Below are 14,821 nucleotides of genomic sequence, written 5' to 3'. Positions count from 1 at the left end.
TGCGGTGAAGTCCCGGCCCCGAAGGGCCGGGATTAGATCATGTGTATTCGGACTCGGTATCGTGGGTTCGCCACTGCATCGACTCGTCAACGCGACGCTGGACCAGCGCTGCGAGAGCTTCTGGATCGTGGCTGTTGCCGTTGATGTGGATGGTCGCTTGTCCACCCCAACCAGAACCACCTGGACCGCCCGACATGGGAGCCGGGGGCGTAGGTACGTTCTTGATCGTGTCGGCCGGCGACGGCACCTGGCTGGTCAGGTTTTGACCGCGGCGAACCATCAGGTTGCTGTTGGAGTCGACCCACTGCTCGGAGACGCTGTCACCCTGGTTGCCGCCCAGCATTTGCAGCTGAAGCTTGCCATTGTGCATTCGCGTCTTGCCTGTGGCGAAACCAACGTGACCGCCGGTCTGGTCAGGACCGAGACCCTTGGTTTGAACCAGGACGTCGTTGCGCTGGACCGCGTTGTGGTCGGCAACACCAGTGCCCCAGCGCTGGAAGCTGTTCGCCACCGCGCTGCCCGTCCCCTGACCGCCAGCCTCGGCCAGCGATTTGTTGACGAACTTTGCGCACCAGGCGTTCGACTTTCCGCGAGGATCGGCGCCGAGGAATGCAGCGAGCTTTTGGGTATCGCTGTACTCGTTCAGTCCCTTGTACTGAGAGGCGATACCTACCGCGTCACCCTTGCCGATTGATCCGATGCCGCCACCAGCGCCTCCAACTGAACCCTCAGACAGGCTGCCCATGTGCTTGCGCACACCGTTCGCCCATCCGGCATTCAGGCCGTTGGGATCGTTGGCTGCTCCGACCGGAGCATACTTCTGACCCATGGCGTCGAGATCGCCGCCTGCCCTGTTGAAGTTCTTGGCGACGACTGAAGCCGTCTTGGCGATGCCGGAGTTGATGTCGGAGAACTGCATCTTCTTCATGTGGCCGGTGGCCGGGTCCATGATGCCGCCCGGGTTGTTGCCCGAGAGCACCTTGCCCTTGCCGGTCTCATGCGCCATGACGCCGGCAAGTAGCGCAGGAGAGATGCCGTTGGCCTTCGCCTGCGCGACCACCTGGTCGTAGCTGCCAGCCAGTCCAGTTCCAGCAAACATCTGCTCGAACTTCGACCGGCTGAGGCCAGCATCGCTCACTGCGCTTCCACCTCCGCCGCTGAACGACGGGATCTTGTCGCGCTTGATGATGCCGCCGCTGCCAACACCGAAGTTGGGAAGCGCGCCGCCAGGCGTGCTCTTGAACAACGCATCTGGGGTGCCGATGCCGCTGACCAGCTTCGACGGACCGAGGCCGCCACCGCTGCCACCGCCGGATCCACCAGCGGTGTTGACAGCGTATTGGATGCCCCCGCCACCAGTGCGGTTGCGAGAGCTGAAGTCGGTGAGACCTCCCATGAAGGAGGCTCGCTCGATCTTCGCTCCCAGCGTGTCCAGTTTGTCGCCGAGATAGCTCGTCGGCGTGAAGAGCGGGTCTGCGCGACCGTCGCCCTTGCCGGCATCCATCAGCTTCTTCTTCTTTTCCCTCTCTTCCTTGATGGCATCGGTGATCCCCTTGACCTTGTCGGCGCTGTTGGTTTCCCGACCGTCGCCGATCAAGCCCATCGCACCGAGAGGTCCGAGAACTCCTGGAGCTAAGCGCGTAGCCACGCCAGGGATCTTAGGCAAGGCCCATTCCGCAAGCTTTTTCGCACCTAGCGCCTTCGCGATGTTCGTGATGACGGTGCCGATCGTGACAAGCACACCAACGACAGGGGCAATGAACTTCAGGGCAATCGCAAAGCCGAGGAACTCGGCTACGAATTTGCCCATCGCTGCCGGGTCAGCCGAATTGACGCCGAACGCCTTGGCGAGACCAACGAAGATCGTGCTGATCGTTTCAGCGACGACCTTGATACCTTGACCAAAGCCCTTTGCGAACTCGCCGAACGTGACCGCGTAGTCCTTCATCTTCCCTGGATCGCCGAATGCGGAGCGCATCAGCTCGGTCCAGTTATTGAAGCCAAGGCCCTCGACGAACCCCTTGAAGATCGCCTCGACGTTCCGCCTGAAAAGGTCCTTGTCGAGCTTTGCGGTCCACTCCGTCAGGAAGGTCGCGATCTCGCCGAACGTGGGCTCAAGGCCCTTGCCGATCTGCTCCCAGAGGAGCTTGAACGACGTGACCAGCGACTTCCATCGCCCCTTTAAGGACCTGATATTCGCCTGGGCGGCCTCTTCGGCGAAGTTTTTGTTCTTCGGGTTGCCGATTTCCTTAAGGATGCGGCCGACGTCGTCCCTGATTTCGACGAACGTACCAAGCTCATCTCGCCATTCACGCATACCGATCAGGTTGGTGATCTTGGCGACCTTCTGCTCCGGCATGTCGCCGAGCTTGTTGAAGATCTGCATGAGAGCTTCGGCCGGGTCATCCGCCATCGACTTGGCCATCCTGTCCTTGCTGCCAAAGCCAAGGAGGTTAGCCGCAGCACCAAGATCCCGTCCCCGCTGTCCGCGGGCGTTCTTGGCGCCGGCCAATTCGTTGACCATGAAGCCAAGGAACGTACCGGTCTTGCCTGACGGCATTTCGGCCGAGATGCCGGCCGCGGTGAATGCGCTCAGCTGCTCGGGGCTCATCTTCGACGTTGCGAAGACGCCAGATGCCCGCCGGTTGGCGGCGATGATTTCGTTCGCGTCCGCGCCCGACTCTCGGGCAGCGACCGCCGACGCATTCATGATGCTCTTCAGCTTCTCCGGATCCAGGTTCTTCATGTCCTGGGTCAGGGTGGCGACGCGAGCCGCGTATTTGGTGGTGTTCTTGATGTCCAGGTCGAGACCGGCAGCCGAGTTCAAGATCGTCTCGGTTACCGCTTTCGCCTTGCTCTCCGGGATACCGGCCTTGATGACTTCCGTGAAAGCGTCGATCATCTTCTCCGGATCGAGACCGTACTTGATCGCGGATGCGTCGCCCCAGGACTTGCGCATCTCCTGGACCTGAGCCTTCGACATCTGACCGAACGTCTGGAGATTGACTTCAGCGGTATCGGTCCGCATGCGGGTCGTCATCGCGGACTTGGCCGCATAACCGGTAGCTGCAGCGCCTACAGCGCCGTACATGGCAGCGCCCCGGCCGAAGCCAACGGCGTGGCCATACGTGTCCTTCAGACCGCGGGCGATCTCACGCTGGGTCCGATGCCTGGACCGGATGATTTCATCCTCGGTCCTTTTGTGCTTCTTCAGCCTGTCGGCCTCAGCAGCGTCATCGACTTTGGCGATGCGCTCCCGAAGCGAGGTCTCGATCTGCTCACGCCTTTCGGCAGACGAGTTGTAAACAGCCGCCACAGCATCAGCATACTTGATCAAGCGACGCAGTTTGACTTCCTGATCCTTCCTCTGCTTCTTCGACGTGGCGTTGTTTAGCTTATCGACTTCGTGCTGGATGTCGCTGGTCAGTTGTCCATAATAGTTGGCCGTCAACTTTCCTGCCGTCTTCGCAGCGCGGGCCGTGTCCATCATCGAGCGGGACAGAGTGTCGACGACTGCGTTCGCGCCCATGATCTTGCGGCGCGTCGCTTCGTCGATGAAATTGGTGTGGAGCTTGACGTTGGCGAACTTCTTCGCCTGCGCAGCCATGCGGTCCAAATCCCGCATCCAGCGCTTGATGGGCTGCATCTCGCGTTCTTCAGCTGAGAGCCTCAGCTTAAGATCGAGAATTTCCTGTTCAGTCGACATCAACCGCTCCGGACTTGACTAAAAACAAAAAGAAAAGGCCCGGGGCTATTTGCCCCGAGCCGCGTTGGCGCGTGCCTCAGCATCACGCCGGTTCAGTTCTGCGACCCCATCTGCAACCATGCAGAAGTCGCCCCATTCGAGATCCTCGACATCTCCGAGCGTCCATCCGAAACGCTCGAAGATGGGGAATGCATCGCTTAGGAGTCGTTCGAGTCGTCCTGCATTGCTTTCAAAAAACCTTCGAACCACTTCTTCATGGGCGCGAAGTCCAGGATGTCGATTTCGGCGATGATCTTCTCGTCGACCTCCATGAGATCGGCCAGGACCTTCTCCATCGCCGCGACGCTGTCCCGGTCGACGTTCTTGATGAAGTTGCGGAGGTCTCGGACCTTGGGCCGGCGGGCCTTGAACTCGACGTACGTCGCACCGCGGTGCTCGAAGGGATGGGCGAGATTGAAAACTTGTTCAGACGACATGGTAGTTGCACACCTTGTATATTGTTGCAGAAAGAAAAAGGCCCCGCCGGGATGGCGAGGCCTCAGTTTTGGGTAGTCAGTCAGATCGCTTACGAGAGACCGAAGAGGATGTCTCGGGCTCGTGCGCTCTTGTCTTCACCGTCGATGATGGTCACGCGGTTGAAGATGTCGATCTCGGTGAGGACGCGGCCCTCGACCTCGTGGCGGTAGTAGTTCGCCGAAACGTGGACCGAGAGGCTGGCCTTCTTGCCGGGCTCGACCTTGCTGGGCTTGATCGACTTGATCAGGCAGCGGGTCGCGATGAGGACGCCCTTCTCGGCACCGCTGGCGCTGATGAGGTAGCCACGGAAGAAGATCGGAACGTCGAGCGAACCCGGGCCGTAGCCGAGCTGGGTCCAGACCTGCTCGTCCCAGGTATGAAGCTCGAAATCGAACTCGATCTTTTCGATGCCCATCGGGATCTCGACCGTGCCGTCCATGCCGCCGCCACGGAACTCTTCCGTCTGCATGTTGATTTCCGGGGGCTGGAAGTTCGGCGACTCGCCGATCTTGCCCTGGTCCCGGATCCAGACCGTGAAGTCCTGGAAAATGTTGGAGTCGCGAAGATTGCTCATTTATGTCTCCGGCCAAGCCAGAGCGCGCCCGCCCCGTGAGGGACGAGCGGCTCATGACCAAGCTCATTGGTGGTGGATGTGGGTGAGTTCGGCCGGGATTAGCGGTTGCCGCTCGCGAGCGAACGGGTGAACTCTTCGATGAAGTCGGTGTAGTACTGCGGATTGCGTCGAGCGCGGAACTGCAGGTGCTCCAGCAGCGCCGGGGGCTCGAGATCGAAGTCGACCGACAGTTCACCGTTGGCGAAGGTCGCCGGGGTGTTGATGGTCGGGTCGATCCAGCACTTGCCGCCGATCAGAGCGCCGCGCGACTTCAGCAGTCGCAGGTAGGAGTTGACGTCCTCGGTGATGCCCAGCAGCAGCTGCTTGCTGAACGGCTTGTCGAGGCGCGAACGCTCAGCGCGCTCCAGGCTCTCGTACACCATGTCCGCAGTGCGGCGGACCGACAGGTGCGCCCACAGCGGGTCAGTGCCCGTGCCGCGAACACCCCAGAAGCGGAAGCCGTCGTCGTGGACGATGGTCGTGATCTGGGCTGCGTTGAGCATGTTCGCTTCGCAGTCGCGATCGTTCGGCATGAAGTCCACCGGACGGGCGGGGCCGCCGATGTTCTGGATCACCTCGTTCGAGAACGAGTACCAGAAGCCCTTCTCTTCATCGATGCGCGCCTGGATGCCGGCGGCGTAGGCCGAGGCCGGCTTCTGCACGTAGACCGAGGTCTCGGTGTCCCAGCTCAGAACGCCGGGGTCTACGATCGCGATGCGCTGCGAACCGTAGTCCTGGCGGTACTGGACCGCGTCGGCGTAGTTCGTGCCGGGGCCGTCGAGGAACGCCACCGCGCGGAGGCGATCGACGATCGAGGCCATCGCGACACCAACCGGGTTGGCGACGTGGCCGAGAACGGCAGTGATGGTGGCGCCCGTGCCCGCACCCGCGACCGTCACTGCCGGAGCAGCGGTGTAGCCGAAGCCGGGGTCGGTGAGGATGGCGCCGGTCAGCTTGCCGCCGACGACCTGGGGCACAGCCTTGGCCTGGCGACCGCCAGCGGCCGGAGGCGCGATGGTGATGGTCGTGCTGGAGAGGACGTAGTCCTGACCGTCTTCGGTGATGTTGAGGTTGGCAACGCCGTTGGTCGGGCGGCCGGAGGTCAGACCGGGGGCGACCAGCAACTTCGGAATGACCCGCAGCATCGGACGCGCCTTGAGCAGCGACCAGATGCCGGTCTTGCCGCTCGGCGAACCGATGGCGTTGGACCAGGTCTCTTCCTGGCTCTGACCTTCGGCGACGCGGGTCACAACGATCACAGCCGACTTCTGGCTGAAGATCGCATCGACGCCGTCGAGCAGCGTGCCGGCGGATTTCAGCTGACCCGCCTTCAGTGCGTCGGCAAAAACCGGCACCGGAGTGTTGAGCGGGAAGAGATCCGGGTCAGCGTCCGGCGCGGTGCCGACGAGGCCGATCACGTTCGACTTGACAGTCTGGACCGGACCGGAGGGGCTGTCGAGTTCGATCGTCTCGATGCCGTGGAGATATTGGACAGTCACGTAGTGTTCTCCCAAAACAAAAAAGCCGCCCGAGAGGGGCGGCTTGTGTGAGGTTGGTGTTGGCGATGTTTGTTACGGTCGCAGGATCAGGGGGAAGTGAGACCACTTCTCCTGGCCAGGGACATTGGTGATGCCCTTCTGTACCGTGATGGTACCTCTCACGAGGCGGTAGATGCCATCGCCAGCAACGAGGACGATGTCATAGAGGTAGCCGCCCGGGGTGACTTGGGCGGCGTCCGCCTGCCTCACCCTGAGGCCGTATTTGCCAGCAGCTCGATCGATAACGGCGAGCCGCTGATTTTCGGTTGAATTCGTCATGACGAGGGCGCCGTTGTCGGCGGACTGAAGTTGCATGAAGAACTTCCAATCCATGCCGATGCTGATCGGCGACCCCTCACCGTCTTGAAGCTGATATTCCCTTGCCCAGTCTTCGTTGGTGGCGACCTTGATGTCGTCATCCAGAACAACCGGAGGGCTCCAGCTGAGGATGCTTTCCATGCGATTAAGCCTTCTTTTCGAGCAAAGGCCCCTCTTGGTTTGCGATGTACCGCTCGACCGCTTTCGAGACGATGTCGAAGGTCTTCCTCATCCTGATGTCGAGGGTCAGCATGATGGAGTAGCGGTCTTCGGTCGCGGAGCGGTTGAAGACGTTGTGGTAGTGGGCGGCATTGAAAACCCAGGCCTCACCTTCCGGATAGTTGCGCTTGTGGATCTCGATCCCGGCCGAGTAGTCGCTCAACTCGTAGACCGATGCTTCGATGACCTCGTAGCTGACCTGAGGGTTAGACTTGACCGGAAGATGAACGATCACCTCGTACCAGTTCGGACGCATGCCCTTGGCATTCAAGGGAATCTCTGTACCATGGCGATGCCAGGGAAAGCTTCCGCCTGCCCTTACGCACATCAGCCTGACTCGTTGCCCTTCTCCACCAAGATCAGCGACCACTTCCTTCATGTATGGGCTCTGTTCAGCAACAGGCGTCCATTGCGAGTCTGTCCTGCCGGCATATCCCTCCTCGGTCAGATCGCCATGGATAGAGCCGCCAGGGGCTACCAGAGATAGCCCGTGCCAGAATTTCGCTAGATACCCAGTGTGCCGGCTCTTCGATCGAAACGGCACAAACAGCGCTGGATCGATAGAGGCCAGCTCTGCTTGCAGCCTGGAAGCCTCGAAGGCGCGACCGAGATAGAGGTGCGGGATCTTGTCCAGCTTTGCAGACAGCTCAACGAACTTCGACATTTTTGTCCTTCTTCAGCTTCGGCCTGACGATGTCTCCGCTGAAGCCGACCATCAAACGTCCAGTGAGAATGAAGAGCGCAGCCCGGAAGAACGCCAGGTTGTAGTAGAACTCGGCGTTGCAGCTGTGCGTCCAGTTATCGCCGCCCTGGTACATGCAGGCACCCTGGCAAAGCTGCAGAACTGGGCAGCTCTGGCATTCGGGTCGCTTGCTCCAGTGGCGCGACGTGTTGAGCGCGATGTTCTCGAAGTCATTGACATGCCCGATCTTATGGTTGCCATTGGCTCCCACGTTCTGGCAGGTCATGACGTTGCCCTTGAGGTCGACCGCCAGGTACTCCCGGCATGTCCATGCCGCACTTCTGGAACAGACCCTCGGAAGACTGCTCGTTCACGATCGAGCCAACGGCCCGGCGCAGCTTTTCTCTCAGCGCCCCAGATCTGAGGGCAGAGCCATCAACGAGCTGGCGGGACAATGTGTCGCTGAACGCTTGGAGCTGCTCGATCGAGAAGATCGAAGACGGATCGCTGGCGTAGCTGTGAACCACTCCCTCAAAGCCGACGTTGCAGCCCGGGAAGTAATCCTGGAACCAGTCGATGATGGCGTTGACATCGTGACTTTTGGGCGTGAGCACCGAGTTGAACGAGAACCGCGGATGAAGCCGCTTGAAGGCGTACTGGATGAACGCGAACTTGTTCGGATCCTCGAACGGATCGTCGCCGCGGACGCTCTGACCGGGACCGTCGTGGCTGATCGCCATCGAGAAGTCCCACTCCTTCAGCTTGTCGACGATCTCCCGGGTCAGGAGCGACCCGTTCGTGATGATCGAGAAGCGGGCGTTCGGAAACTTCTGCTTCAGCGCCGGGGCGAGGATCTCGATCTTCTTCCAGTAGAGGAGCGGCTCGCCGCCCCAGAATTCGACCTTCTCCATGCCCTCGGGCTCGGAGATCCAGTTGTCGATGTTCGCAAGGAACTCGCTGGCGTCCCTGGTGGAGGAAGCCGCCGCCTTATGGATCTGTGTCGCTTGGAGACAGTAGGCGCAAGAATAGTTGCAGCCGAGGCCGAGCTGGATCTTGAGCTTTTTGACGGATCGAGTCTTGCGGCCGGGGGCGTCGTAGTCGACGGCGATGAAGGGCCGCACATGCCCACAATCGCCTTCCTTCTTAAGGGGATTGCCAGAAATGTCAAGAGCAGCCCAGCCGTTGACCTCTGTCAGTCGTGACGTGTGCTGGTCATAGAACAGAGGCACGACCTCTCCGTTCCTGTTCAGCATTTCAAGTCGGATCATTGAAGCTTTCTTCGTACGCTGCCAGCGGCAGTGGATCTTTGAACTTGTAGATCATGGTGTGGTCCCCTACCGGAGCCCAACTGACTCGGCGGTATCCCTCAGGCGGAACCCTGTAAGCCGGCACAATCAAAACCGCTTCCGCCTCGTAGGTGCTCAGTAGGCAGTTTGGCTGCCTGGAGACATGGAACGACTCCCGGCCGAGATACAAGCGAGCCCAAAAGCATTCGATACCTTCCGACCAGAAATATCCGACGCCCCAGTTCACGAGATCGATCGCCGCGTCGGACCAGATCGCACCATCGGCCCGCGGCAAGTTCGCATCCGGGTCTTCGATCACCAATCGAAGGGTGATGTTGGTGAGATCGAGCCAGCGGTTGAAGAGCACCCACGCGACCAGCTTTCCGGCATCATCGAAGTAGCCCCAAAAGTTCGACATCGGCTGGGTAAAGCATAGCCAGGCATGGTCTTTGGCCAATTGCCGGAAATTGGCGGTAGCCGGAGCGCTCCGGTCGTTGAACCATGCGCCCGCCGCGCTGGAGTGCTTGTCAATGATGTCGCACATGTCCGCGAAATCAGCGGGCGTTAGAAAGCGGATCGTTGGCATGGTGCATTATCCTTTCAGCGCCAGATCTTGACGCCCAGCACCGGCTCCGTGATCGTCGCAGTGTAGGCCTTGGTGATCTCCAGCATCGTGGGACCGCTAAAGGTCTGACCGGCCATCTCAAAGGACCCCTCGGCGATGTAGAGGTATTCCTTCGGCAGCACGTCGAACGTGTCGCCGGCCTGGCCGGAGACGAACGCGCGCTGCCACCACACTGGAGTCTCGCTCCTCGGAGTGATGCAGTGGTATTCGCTGCCCTCTTCCGTCGCTCGCATGCGGTAATTGTCGATAGCCCTGACGAACTGGACCGCTCCGCTACCAGCGGGACGCAGGACCGGAGGATTGCCGCCGCCGAGAGCCTCGAACCCGCCCTTCGTGAAAACCGGGATGGTGTGCAGCGGGTGCGCGTCCGGGTACTGCGCGAGAAGGTGAGCGATCGGCTCGGCATCGGCAGCCGTCATGCCTCGCGTCAACTCGGAGGGGAGAATGATCCGCTCCTCGCCGGCATGGGCCGTGAAGATCGTCACAGTGAACTTTTCGAAACGGATGCGCCTGAATTGCATTGTTAAACCTTGTGAGTTTCCAATGGCAGACCGACCGGATCTTCCATTGGACGGTCGATACGGTGCGTGAACGAGCCCTCCATTGACGCGGGGGCCAAAGGGGCCTCCCGCGCCAACAGATCGAGCCATCGAGCGTGAAAAGTCGTCGATGGGAACTGCATGACGATCGCGCCACGCTGTTCGGCCGCCGAGTGGTTCAGCGGGATGAAGACGTTCTTGACCAGGTTACCGAGTTTCTCATGCCGGTATTCGACACGAGCCCAGCCGTCCGGGCTGCAGTCATTGATCCTGTAGGTGAACGTGCTGCTCAGTTTGTGATCCATCTTTTCCTCATTTGCCGCACATGCAGTCGCAGTTGCAGGCGCAGTTCCATTCGTCGTCTGGCGACGTGCCGTAGAAGTTGGACATCGCGAAGCTGCTGGACGGGAATGTTCCCGACGCGGGTACCCACACGCCGAACTGCGCATTCCAAACCAGCTTGTAGTAGGTCACGCCGTAGTAGTTTGACCCTGAGATGCCCCGCCCGAACTCGCCATTGACCGACGAGAAAGCAACGGCGCCGGAAGTCGGAAGAACCATTAGCGCCCCTCCCCTTCCAGCTTCTCGACCTTGGCCTTCAACTCCTTGATCGCCTCGACCAGCAGACCGATGGTCTGATCCCAATCGATCGTCAGGTAGTTTTGGCCAGACTTGCTGCTTTCGCCGTCCTCGTCCGTGTCAAACGGCGCGAGGTTGACGGCTTCAGGCAGCACCTTCTCGACGTCCTGCGCCAGGAGACCCGCCTTGCGGCGCTTCTGCACTTGCGCTCCGGCTTCCAAGGCCAGTTCGTTCTGCGCCCAGGTCACGCCGCGAAGCTGCGCTACCTTGTCCAGGGCGTTCTCGATGGTCTCGATTTCCTTCTTCAGACGAACGTCCGAAAGGCCGTAGACGATGTCGCCGGCAGCACGAACCTGACCCGAGACCGGCGTGGTCGCTGCACCATAGCCGCCGGGCGAGTAGATGAGACCGCCCGGGCTGATGTACATGCGCGCAGTTGCGCCGTCCGACCAGCCACCCCATCGGAAGTAGTTGTCCGGATCCAAGCCCATGTGCATCGCGTAAGCGCCGCGATGGAAGGTGACGACGGCGGCCTGGCTATCTGTCGCATAGATATTGACGTTCGACCAAGTCGCGCGGTTCTGCAGGTAGCCGCCGATGTTGTTCGTCCAGGTATGAGAGCCCGTCCAGCTCGGTGACATCGCCTGGTTGATCGCCGGAGCGGCGTCCGATCGCATGAAGGTCGATGCGCTGCCGTTCTGAGCAGCCGTACCGACCGTAACAGTCGGGTTCCCGAAACCGATGCCCAAGTTGGTCAGGGCGTTCGCCTTCTGGGTGGCGTTCAGGTTCTGGTTGTTGACGTCGATCCGCAGCCTGTTTCCAAGCGAGGCCGAAATCGTCGTCGAGAAGTTGGCGTCGTTGCCGAGTGCCGCGGCGAACTCATTGAGCGTGTCGAGCGCAGCCGGAGCGCTGTTGACGATACCGGCCACCTTGGTGTCGACATACGTCTTCAAGGCGAAGTTGGTGTCGATGTCCGCCTTGGGGTAGTAGTTCGACGGATCCCAGGTCTGAGCAGCCGCGGCCGAGGCCGCTGCGGCAATCTTCGACGACAACGCCGATGCTGCGTCTGCGCCGGTTTGCACCCGGTCAGCGGCGGTCTGAGCCGCCTTGGTGACAGCCGTGTCCTTGGCAGCGATAGTGGCCGCCCTGGCTGCATCGATAGCAGCGAAGTAGGACATGCCGGCGAGAGCCGTGCCTGCGAGGGCGCCGATCCACCAGTCCGAGAACGGACCGGGGTTGCCGGTGACGGACTTGATGACGACCATCAGCTCGCCCGTGTCGTTGTCGTAGGACACGCGCTGGGCGATCGCGTAGTCGGCCGTGGTCGACTCTCGGGTGATGGCGAGAAATGGTCCCGGAACGAACAGCGAGCGCTCGGTCTCATCGTCGATGACGAAGGTTAGGCTCTGACCGACCGTCAGGGTGAGTTCGGTTGTGGAGGCGGCCTGGAGAAAACCAACGTCCGACAGGAGTTGGATCCTCTGGTACGCGGGAAGGATGGCGTCGTTCAAACGAGAGAGGCCGACCGCACGAAGCTCGTTGACCGCCGCCTCCCACGAAGGTGAGAAAGGTTCGAGCGAACGCAGGCGCTGATCCAGCACCTGCATCGCCGCGTTCAATCGATCTGCCGTGAAGTCATCGGTCTCGTTGAAGACCAGCTCAGGATAGTTGCTTGACATCGGCCACCACTCCAGCCTCCGTCATCGCATCGAGCGTGACCTGGTCCACCACATGCTCGTGCGATGGGAGATACCAGAAGCCATGCAGCTCAATGCGACCGGAGAGCTTGACGTCGTAGCGAACGTCGTCGCCCGCCGTTGCGGCGGGCTTCGAGTTCTCTGCCATTGGATAGTTCCTTTGGGTTGAGCGCTATTACAGCGCGTAGTCCTTCTGCCAGCCGACGTGGAACGTTCGCTGGTTGGTCGTGGTGTCGATCCGCGTCTTGACCCGATACTGCGTGACCGCAGCCCCGAGGTTGAACACGTAGGTCCGCTCGTAGGCGCCATCCATCGGATCGATGACCGTCGAAGTGCTCGACGGAGCGACTTCCGTTCCGAAGCCCGGGGCACCCGTCAGCAGTTTCACGGTCGCGGTGTGGTAGATCGGATCGAAGTACTCGTACCGCTCGATGACCCGGATCTGGGGCGAAGCAACCGGCAACGTGCGCGTCTGGGTAACGTGCTGCGCGTAGACGTCGGGCCGCGACACATAGACCGTGCTGTCCGCCAGGTTGATTGCGGGCTGACAGTCGACCGAGCCCATGAACACTGCGCGGAACGGCAACAGCGGCGGGATCGTGCCGCCTTGGCCGAGCATGTACTTGTCCACGTCCTGCAAGTTGTACCAGGTCGAGCCGACCTGGATCTCGTAGGACAGCGTGGTGCCGGCTGGGACTGCCGTACCGGCGAGCAAGTCGATCGCCAGGATGCCGCCCGAAAGCTGCAGCGGGTTCAGGTTCACGACCGCACGGGCCTGGTTGAACCGGCACCGATACAGCCGCATCCAGAGGTCCTTGAACGCATCGCCCTGCGCATACGCGCCGTCGAGAACGTAGAAGAACGTGCCCTGGGTGAACTGCTGGCCTGGAACGACCGCAACCCAGTGATCTGCCGCCGTCGTGACGACGAGAGCATAACGCTTACCGGCCTGGAGCAGGATCGGTTGCAGCGGAACGACCGTTTCGGCGTTCAGCTTCATGTTCTCGCGGAGTAGCGTGGTTTGACCGAGCGCCGCCTTGAGGTTCGGCAGACCGTAGTCCGAGACCTCAACGATGGCGATGTGAGCCGAGCCGGCCGCGGCCAAGCGCGTGAACCAGACGCCAACAGCATCGAGCCACATGTTCTGGCCCTGCAGCCAGGTCTCAGCGACCTGCGTGCCGGTGACCGTGTTGGTGATCGTCACCTTGTCCCAGTAGGTCTCGGTGTAGTCGTCGACCCAGTACTGGCGAAGGCGGATAAAGCTGTGGCCCCACGGAGCGCCCGAGAGGATCTCATAGCTCTCGCCAGCGCGGAAGAAGCGGCTGCCGCCGTCCCACTGGCCGGTTTGCCACCACCAGCTGTTCGTACAGACAGTCAACTCTCCGCCGTAGCGGACGCGCTGACGCGCGATGGTCTTCTGAACCATGTCGAAGGACGACACGGAGTAAGCGGAGACCTGCAGCTCGCCGTTGATCGAGCCCGAGGTCAGCCACGCCTCACGGGTGTAGGCCGGGAACAGCATGCCGTTCTTGACGGTCGCGTTCGGATCGAGCGGGTTGAAAATGTTGAGCGCCGAGAGACCCTCAGCCGCGTGCGGCATTCGGATACCCTCTTCGACCTTCACATGCGACAACGGATCGTCGAGCTTCGACTTGGTCGTGTCGAGGAAGAAGTTGGCGCTGGAGTCGATGGCGTTGTAGAGAACGCCGGCCTTGGACTCGAGAACCGCCAGGCGGGTCAGCGTCCGGCCGATGGCCTGCTGGTCCGCGGTGTTCTGGCCAAGGTTCTGCTTGATGGCCGCGATGTCGGACGCCAGGGTGCGGATCTGCAGGCCAGCCGTCTCCTCGAACTCTTCGAGGTCTTCGATGCGGTCCTCATGACCCTGCACGCTCGGCAGCTTGTTGTCGGCGTTCATCGTGATGGTGTCGACGCCGGTCGGCGTCAGGACCACCAGGGCGATGATGGTGTAGCCCACATCGACCAGCGGAGCGGTCGGATCGGGAGCCTCCGTGCCGATGACCACGTTCAGGTTCGCCACGCGGGTGTGAACCAGCGGCACAGCCTGAGGCTCTGCCTGACGGGTTTCGGCGTTGACGAGGAACTGGCGCGGGCGAACGTCGGTATCCGACTCCGAACCCCAGGTCACGACCGCCGCAATCTTCTTGCCGGCGACGGGGAGCTGGGTGATGAAGTCCTTGGCCCACGCGGTCGAGGCAGAGGCATACACCTTGCCGGCCGAATAGAGGCGACCCGGGTCAACCGTGATCTGCGTGACTGCCGACTTTACGACACCGAAGCCGGTGTATTTCGTGCGGTCGCTGATGCCGTCGAGGACGACATGGTCGAGCGACGCTTCGGCGAAGTCCTGCAGACGGGTGAAGTCTGTCGGATCATCATCGATGTTCGCATGAAAGATGATCTTATTTTCCACTGGTGTTTCCCAAACAAAAAAGCCACCCGATGAAGGGTGGCTGGATGGAGACGTGACGATGATCCTTGGAAG

15 protein-coding genes are annotated in these 14,821 nt (G+C 61.0%); all 15 read right to left on the bottom strand.

What is annotated here, in order from left to right; all coding sequences use genetic code 11:
* Window positions 1-37: 37 nt before the first annotated feature.
* On the bottom strand, window positions 38-3,706 hold the full coding sequence (locus tag V1279_RS15110) for a phage tail tape measure protein (protein ID WP_334437149.1): 3,669 nt from the start codon (window positions 3,704-3,706) through the stop codon (window positions 38-40).
* 197 nt (window positions 3,707-3,903) lie between these two features.
* Window positions 3,904-4,182, bottom strand: a complete 279-nt coding sequence (locus V1279_RS15105) for a phage tail assembly protein (RefSeq protein ID WP_334437146.1) — start codon at window positions 4,180-4,182, stop codon at window positions 3,904-3,906.
* A gap of 89 nt (window positions 4,183-4,271) precedes the next feature.
* Complete coding sequence (locus V1279_RS15100; RefSeq protein WP_334437144.1) at window positions 4,272-4,796, bottom strand: phage major tail tube protein; 525 nt, start codon at window positions 4,794-4,796, stop codon at window positions 4,272-4,274.
* Between the two features lie 98 nt (window positions 4,797-4,894).
* Window positions 4,895-6,349 carry a phage tail sheath subtilisin-like domain-containing protein gene (locus V1279_RS15095; RefSeq protein WP_334437141.1) on the bottom strand — a complete coding sequence of 485 codons (1,455 nt, stop codon included), beginning with the start codon at window positions 6,347-6,349 and terminating at the stop codon, window positions 4,895-4,897.
* Between the two features lie 57 nt (window positions 6,350-6,406).
* Complete coding sequence (locus V1279_RS15090) at window positions 6,407-6,832, bottom strand: hypothetical protein (protein ID WP_334437138.1); 426 nt, start codon at window positions 6,830-6,832, stop codon at window positions 6,407-6,409.
* A 4-nt stretch (window positions 6,833-6,836) separates the two neighbouring features.
* Window positions 6,837-7,574 carry an aspartyl/asparaginyl beta-hydroxylase domain-containing protein gene (locus tag V1279_RS15085; protein ID WP_334437136.1) on the bottom strand — a complete coding sequence of 246 codons (738 nt, stop codon included), beginning with the start codon at window positions 7,572-7,574 and terminating at the stop codon, window positions 6,837-6,839.
* Window positions 7,558-7,878, bottom strand: a complete 321-nt coding sequence (locus V1279_RS15080; protein ID WP_334437134.1) for an SPASM domain-containing protein — start codon at window positions 7,876-7,878, stop codon at window positions 7,558-7,560. The genes V1279_RS15085 and V1279_RS15080 overlap by 17 nt, the downstream gene beginning before the upstream one ends.
* On the bottom strand, window positions 7,841-8,860 hold the full coding sequence (locus V1279_RS15075; RefSeq protein WP_334437132.1) for a radical SAM protein: 1,020 nt from the start codon (window positions 8,858-8,860) through the stop codon (window positions 7,841-7,843). The genes V1279_RS15080 and V1279_RS15075 overlap by 38 nt, the downstream gene beginning before the upstream one ends.
* A complete protein-coding gene (locus V1279_RS15070) occupies window positions 8,847-9,464 on the bottom strand; it encodes a hypothetical protein (RefSeq protein ID WP_334437129.1) in 618 nt (205 codons plus the stop codon). The genes V1279_RS15075 and V1279_RS15070 overlap by 14 nt, the downstream gene beginning before the upstream one ends.
* A gap of 14 nt (window positions 9,465-9,478) precedes the next feature.
* Complete coding sequence (locus tag V1279_RS15065) at window positions 9,479-10,024, bottom strand: hypothetical protein (RefSeq protein ID WP_334437127.1); 546 nt, start codon at window positions 10,022-10,024, stop codon at window positions 9,479-9,481.
* Window positions 10,025-10,026: 2 nt separating this feature from the next.
* Entirely contained in the window at window positions 10,027-10,347 is a 321-nt protein-coding gene (locus V1279_RS15060) for a hypothetical protein (RefSeq protein WP_334437124.1), read from the bottom strand.
* 7 nt (window positions 10,348-10,354) lie between these two features.
* Complete coding sequence (locus V1279_RS15055) at window positions 10,355-10,603, bottom strand: hypothetical protein (RefSeq protein ID WP_334437122.1); 249 nt, start codon at window positions 10,601-10,603, stop codon at window positions 10,355-10,357.
* Window positions 10,603-12,240, bottom strand: coding sequence for a tail fiber domain-containing protein (locus tag V1279_RS15050; protein WP_334437119.1), 1,638 nt, complete (start codon window positions 12,238-12,240; stop codon window positions 10,603-10,605). The genes V1279_RS15055 and V1279_RS15050 overlap by 1 nt, the downstream gene beginning before the upstream one ends.
* Before the next feature lie 40 nt (window positions 12,241-12,280).
* Window positions 12,281-12,466 carry a hypothetical protein gene (locus tag V1279_RS15045; protein WP_334437117.1) on the bottom strand — a complete coding sequence of 62 codons (186 nt, stop codon included), beginning with the start codon at window positions 12,464-12,466 and terminating at the stop codon, window positions 12,281-12,283.
* Between the two features lie 27 nt (window positions 12,467-12,493).
* Complete coding sequence (locus V1279_RS15040; protein ID WP_334437115.1) at window positions 12,494-14,749, bottom strand: hypothetical protein; 2,256 nt, start codon at window positions 14,747-14,749, stop codon at window positions 12,494-12,496.
* Between the last annotated feature and the right edge of the window lie 72 nt (window positions 14,750-14,821).

Origin of the sequence: Bradyrhizobium sp. AZCC 1610 (assembly GCF_036924515.1) — a bacterium.
Classification (GTDB): Bacteria; Pseudomonadota; Alphaproteobacteria; order Rhizobiales; family Xanthobacteraceae; genus Bradyrhizobium.
Note: the sequence above shows the minus strand (reverse complement) of the source record. Positions and strands in the feature narration are given on the sequence as shown.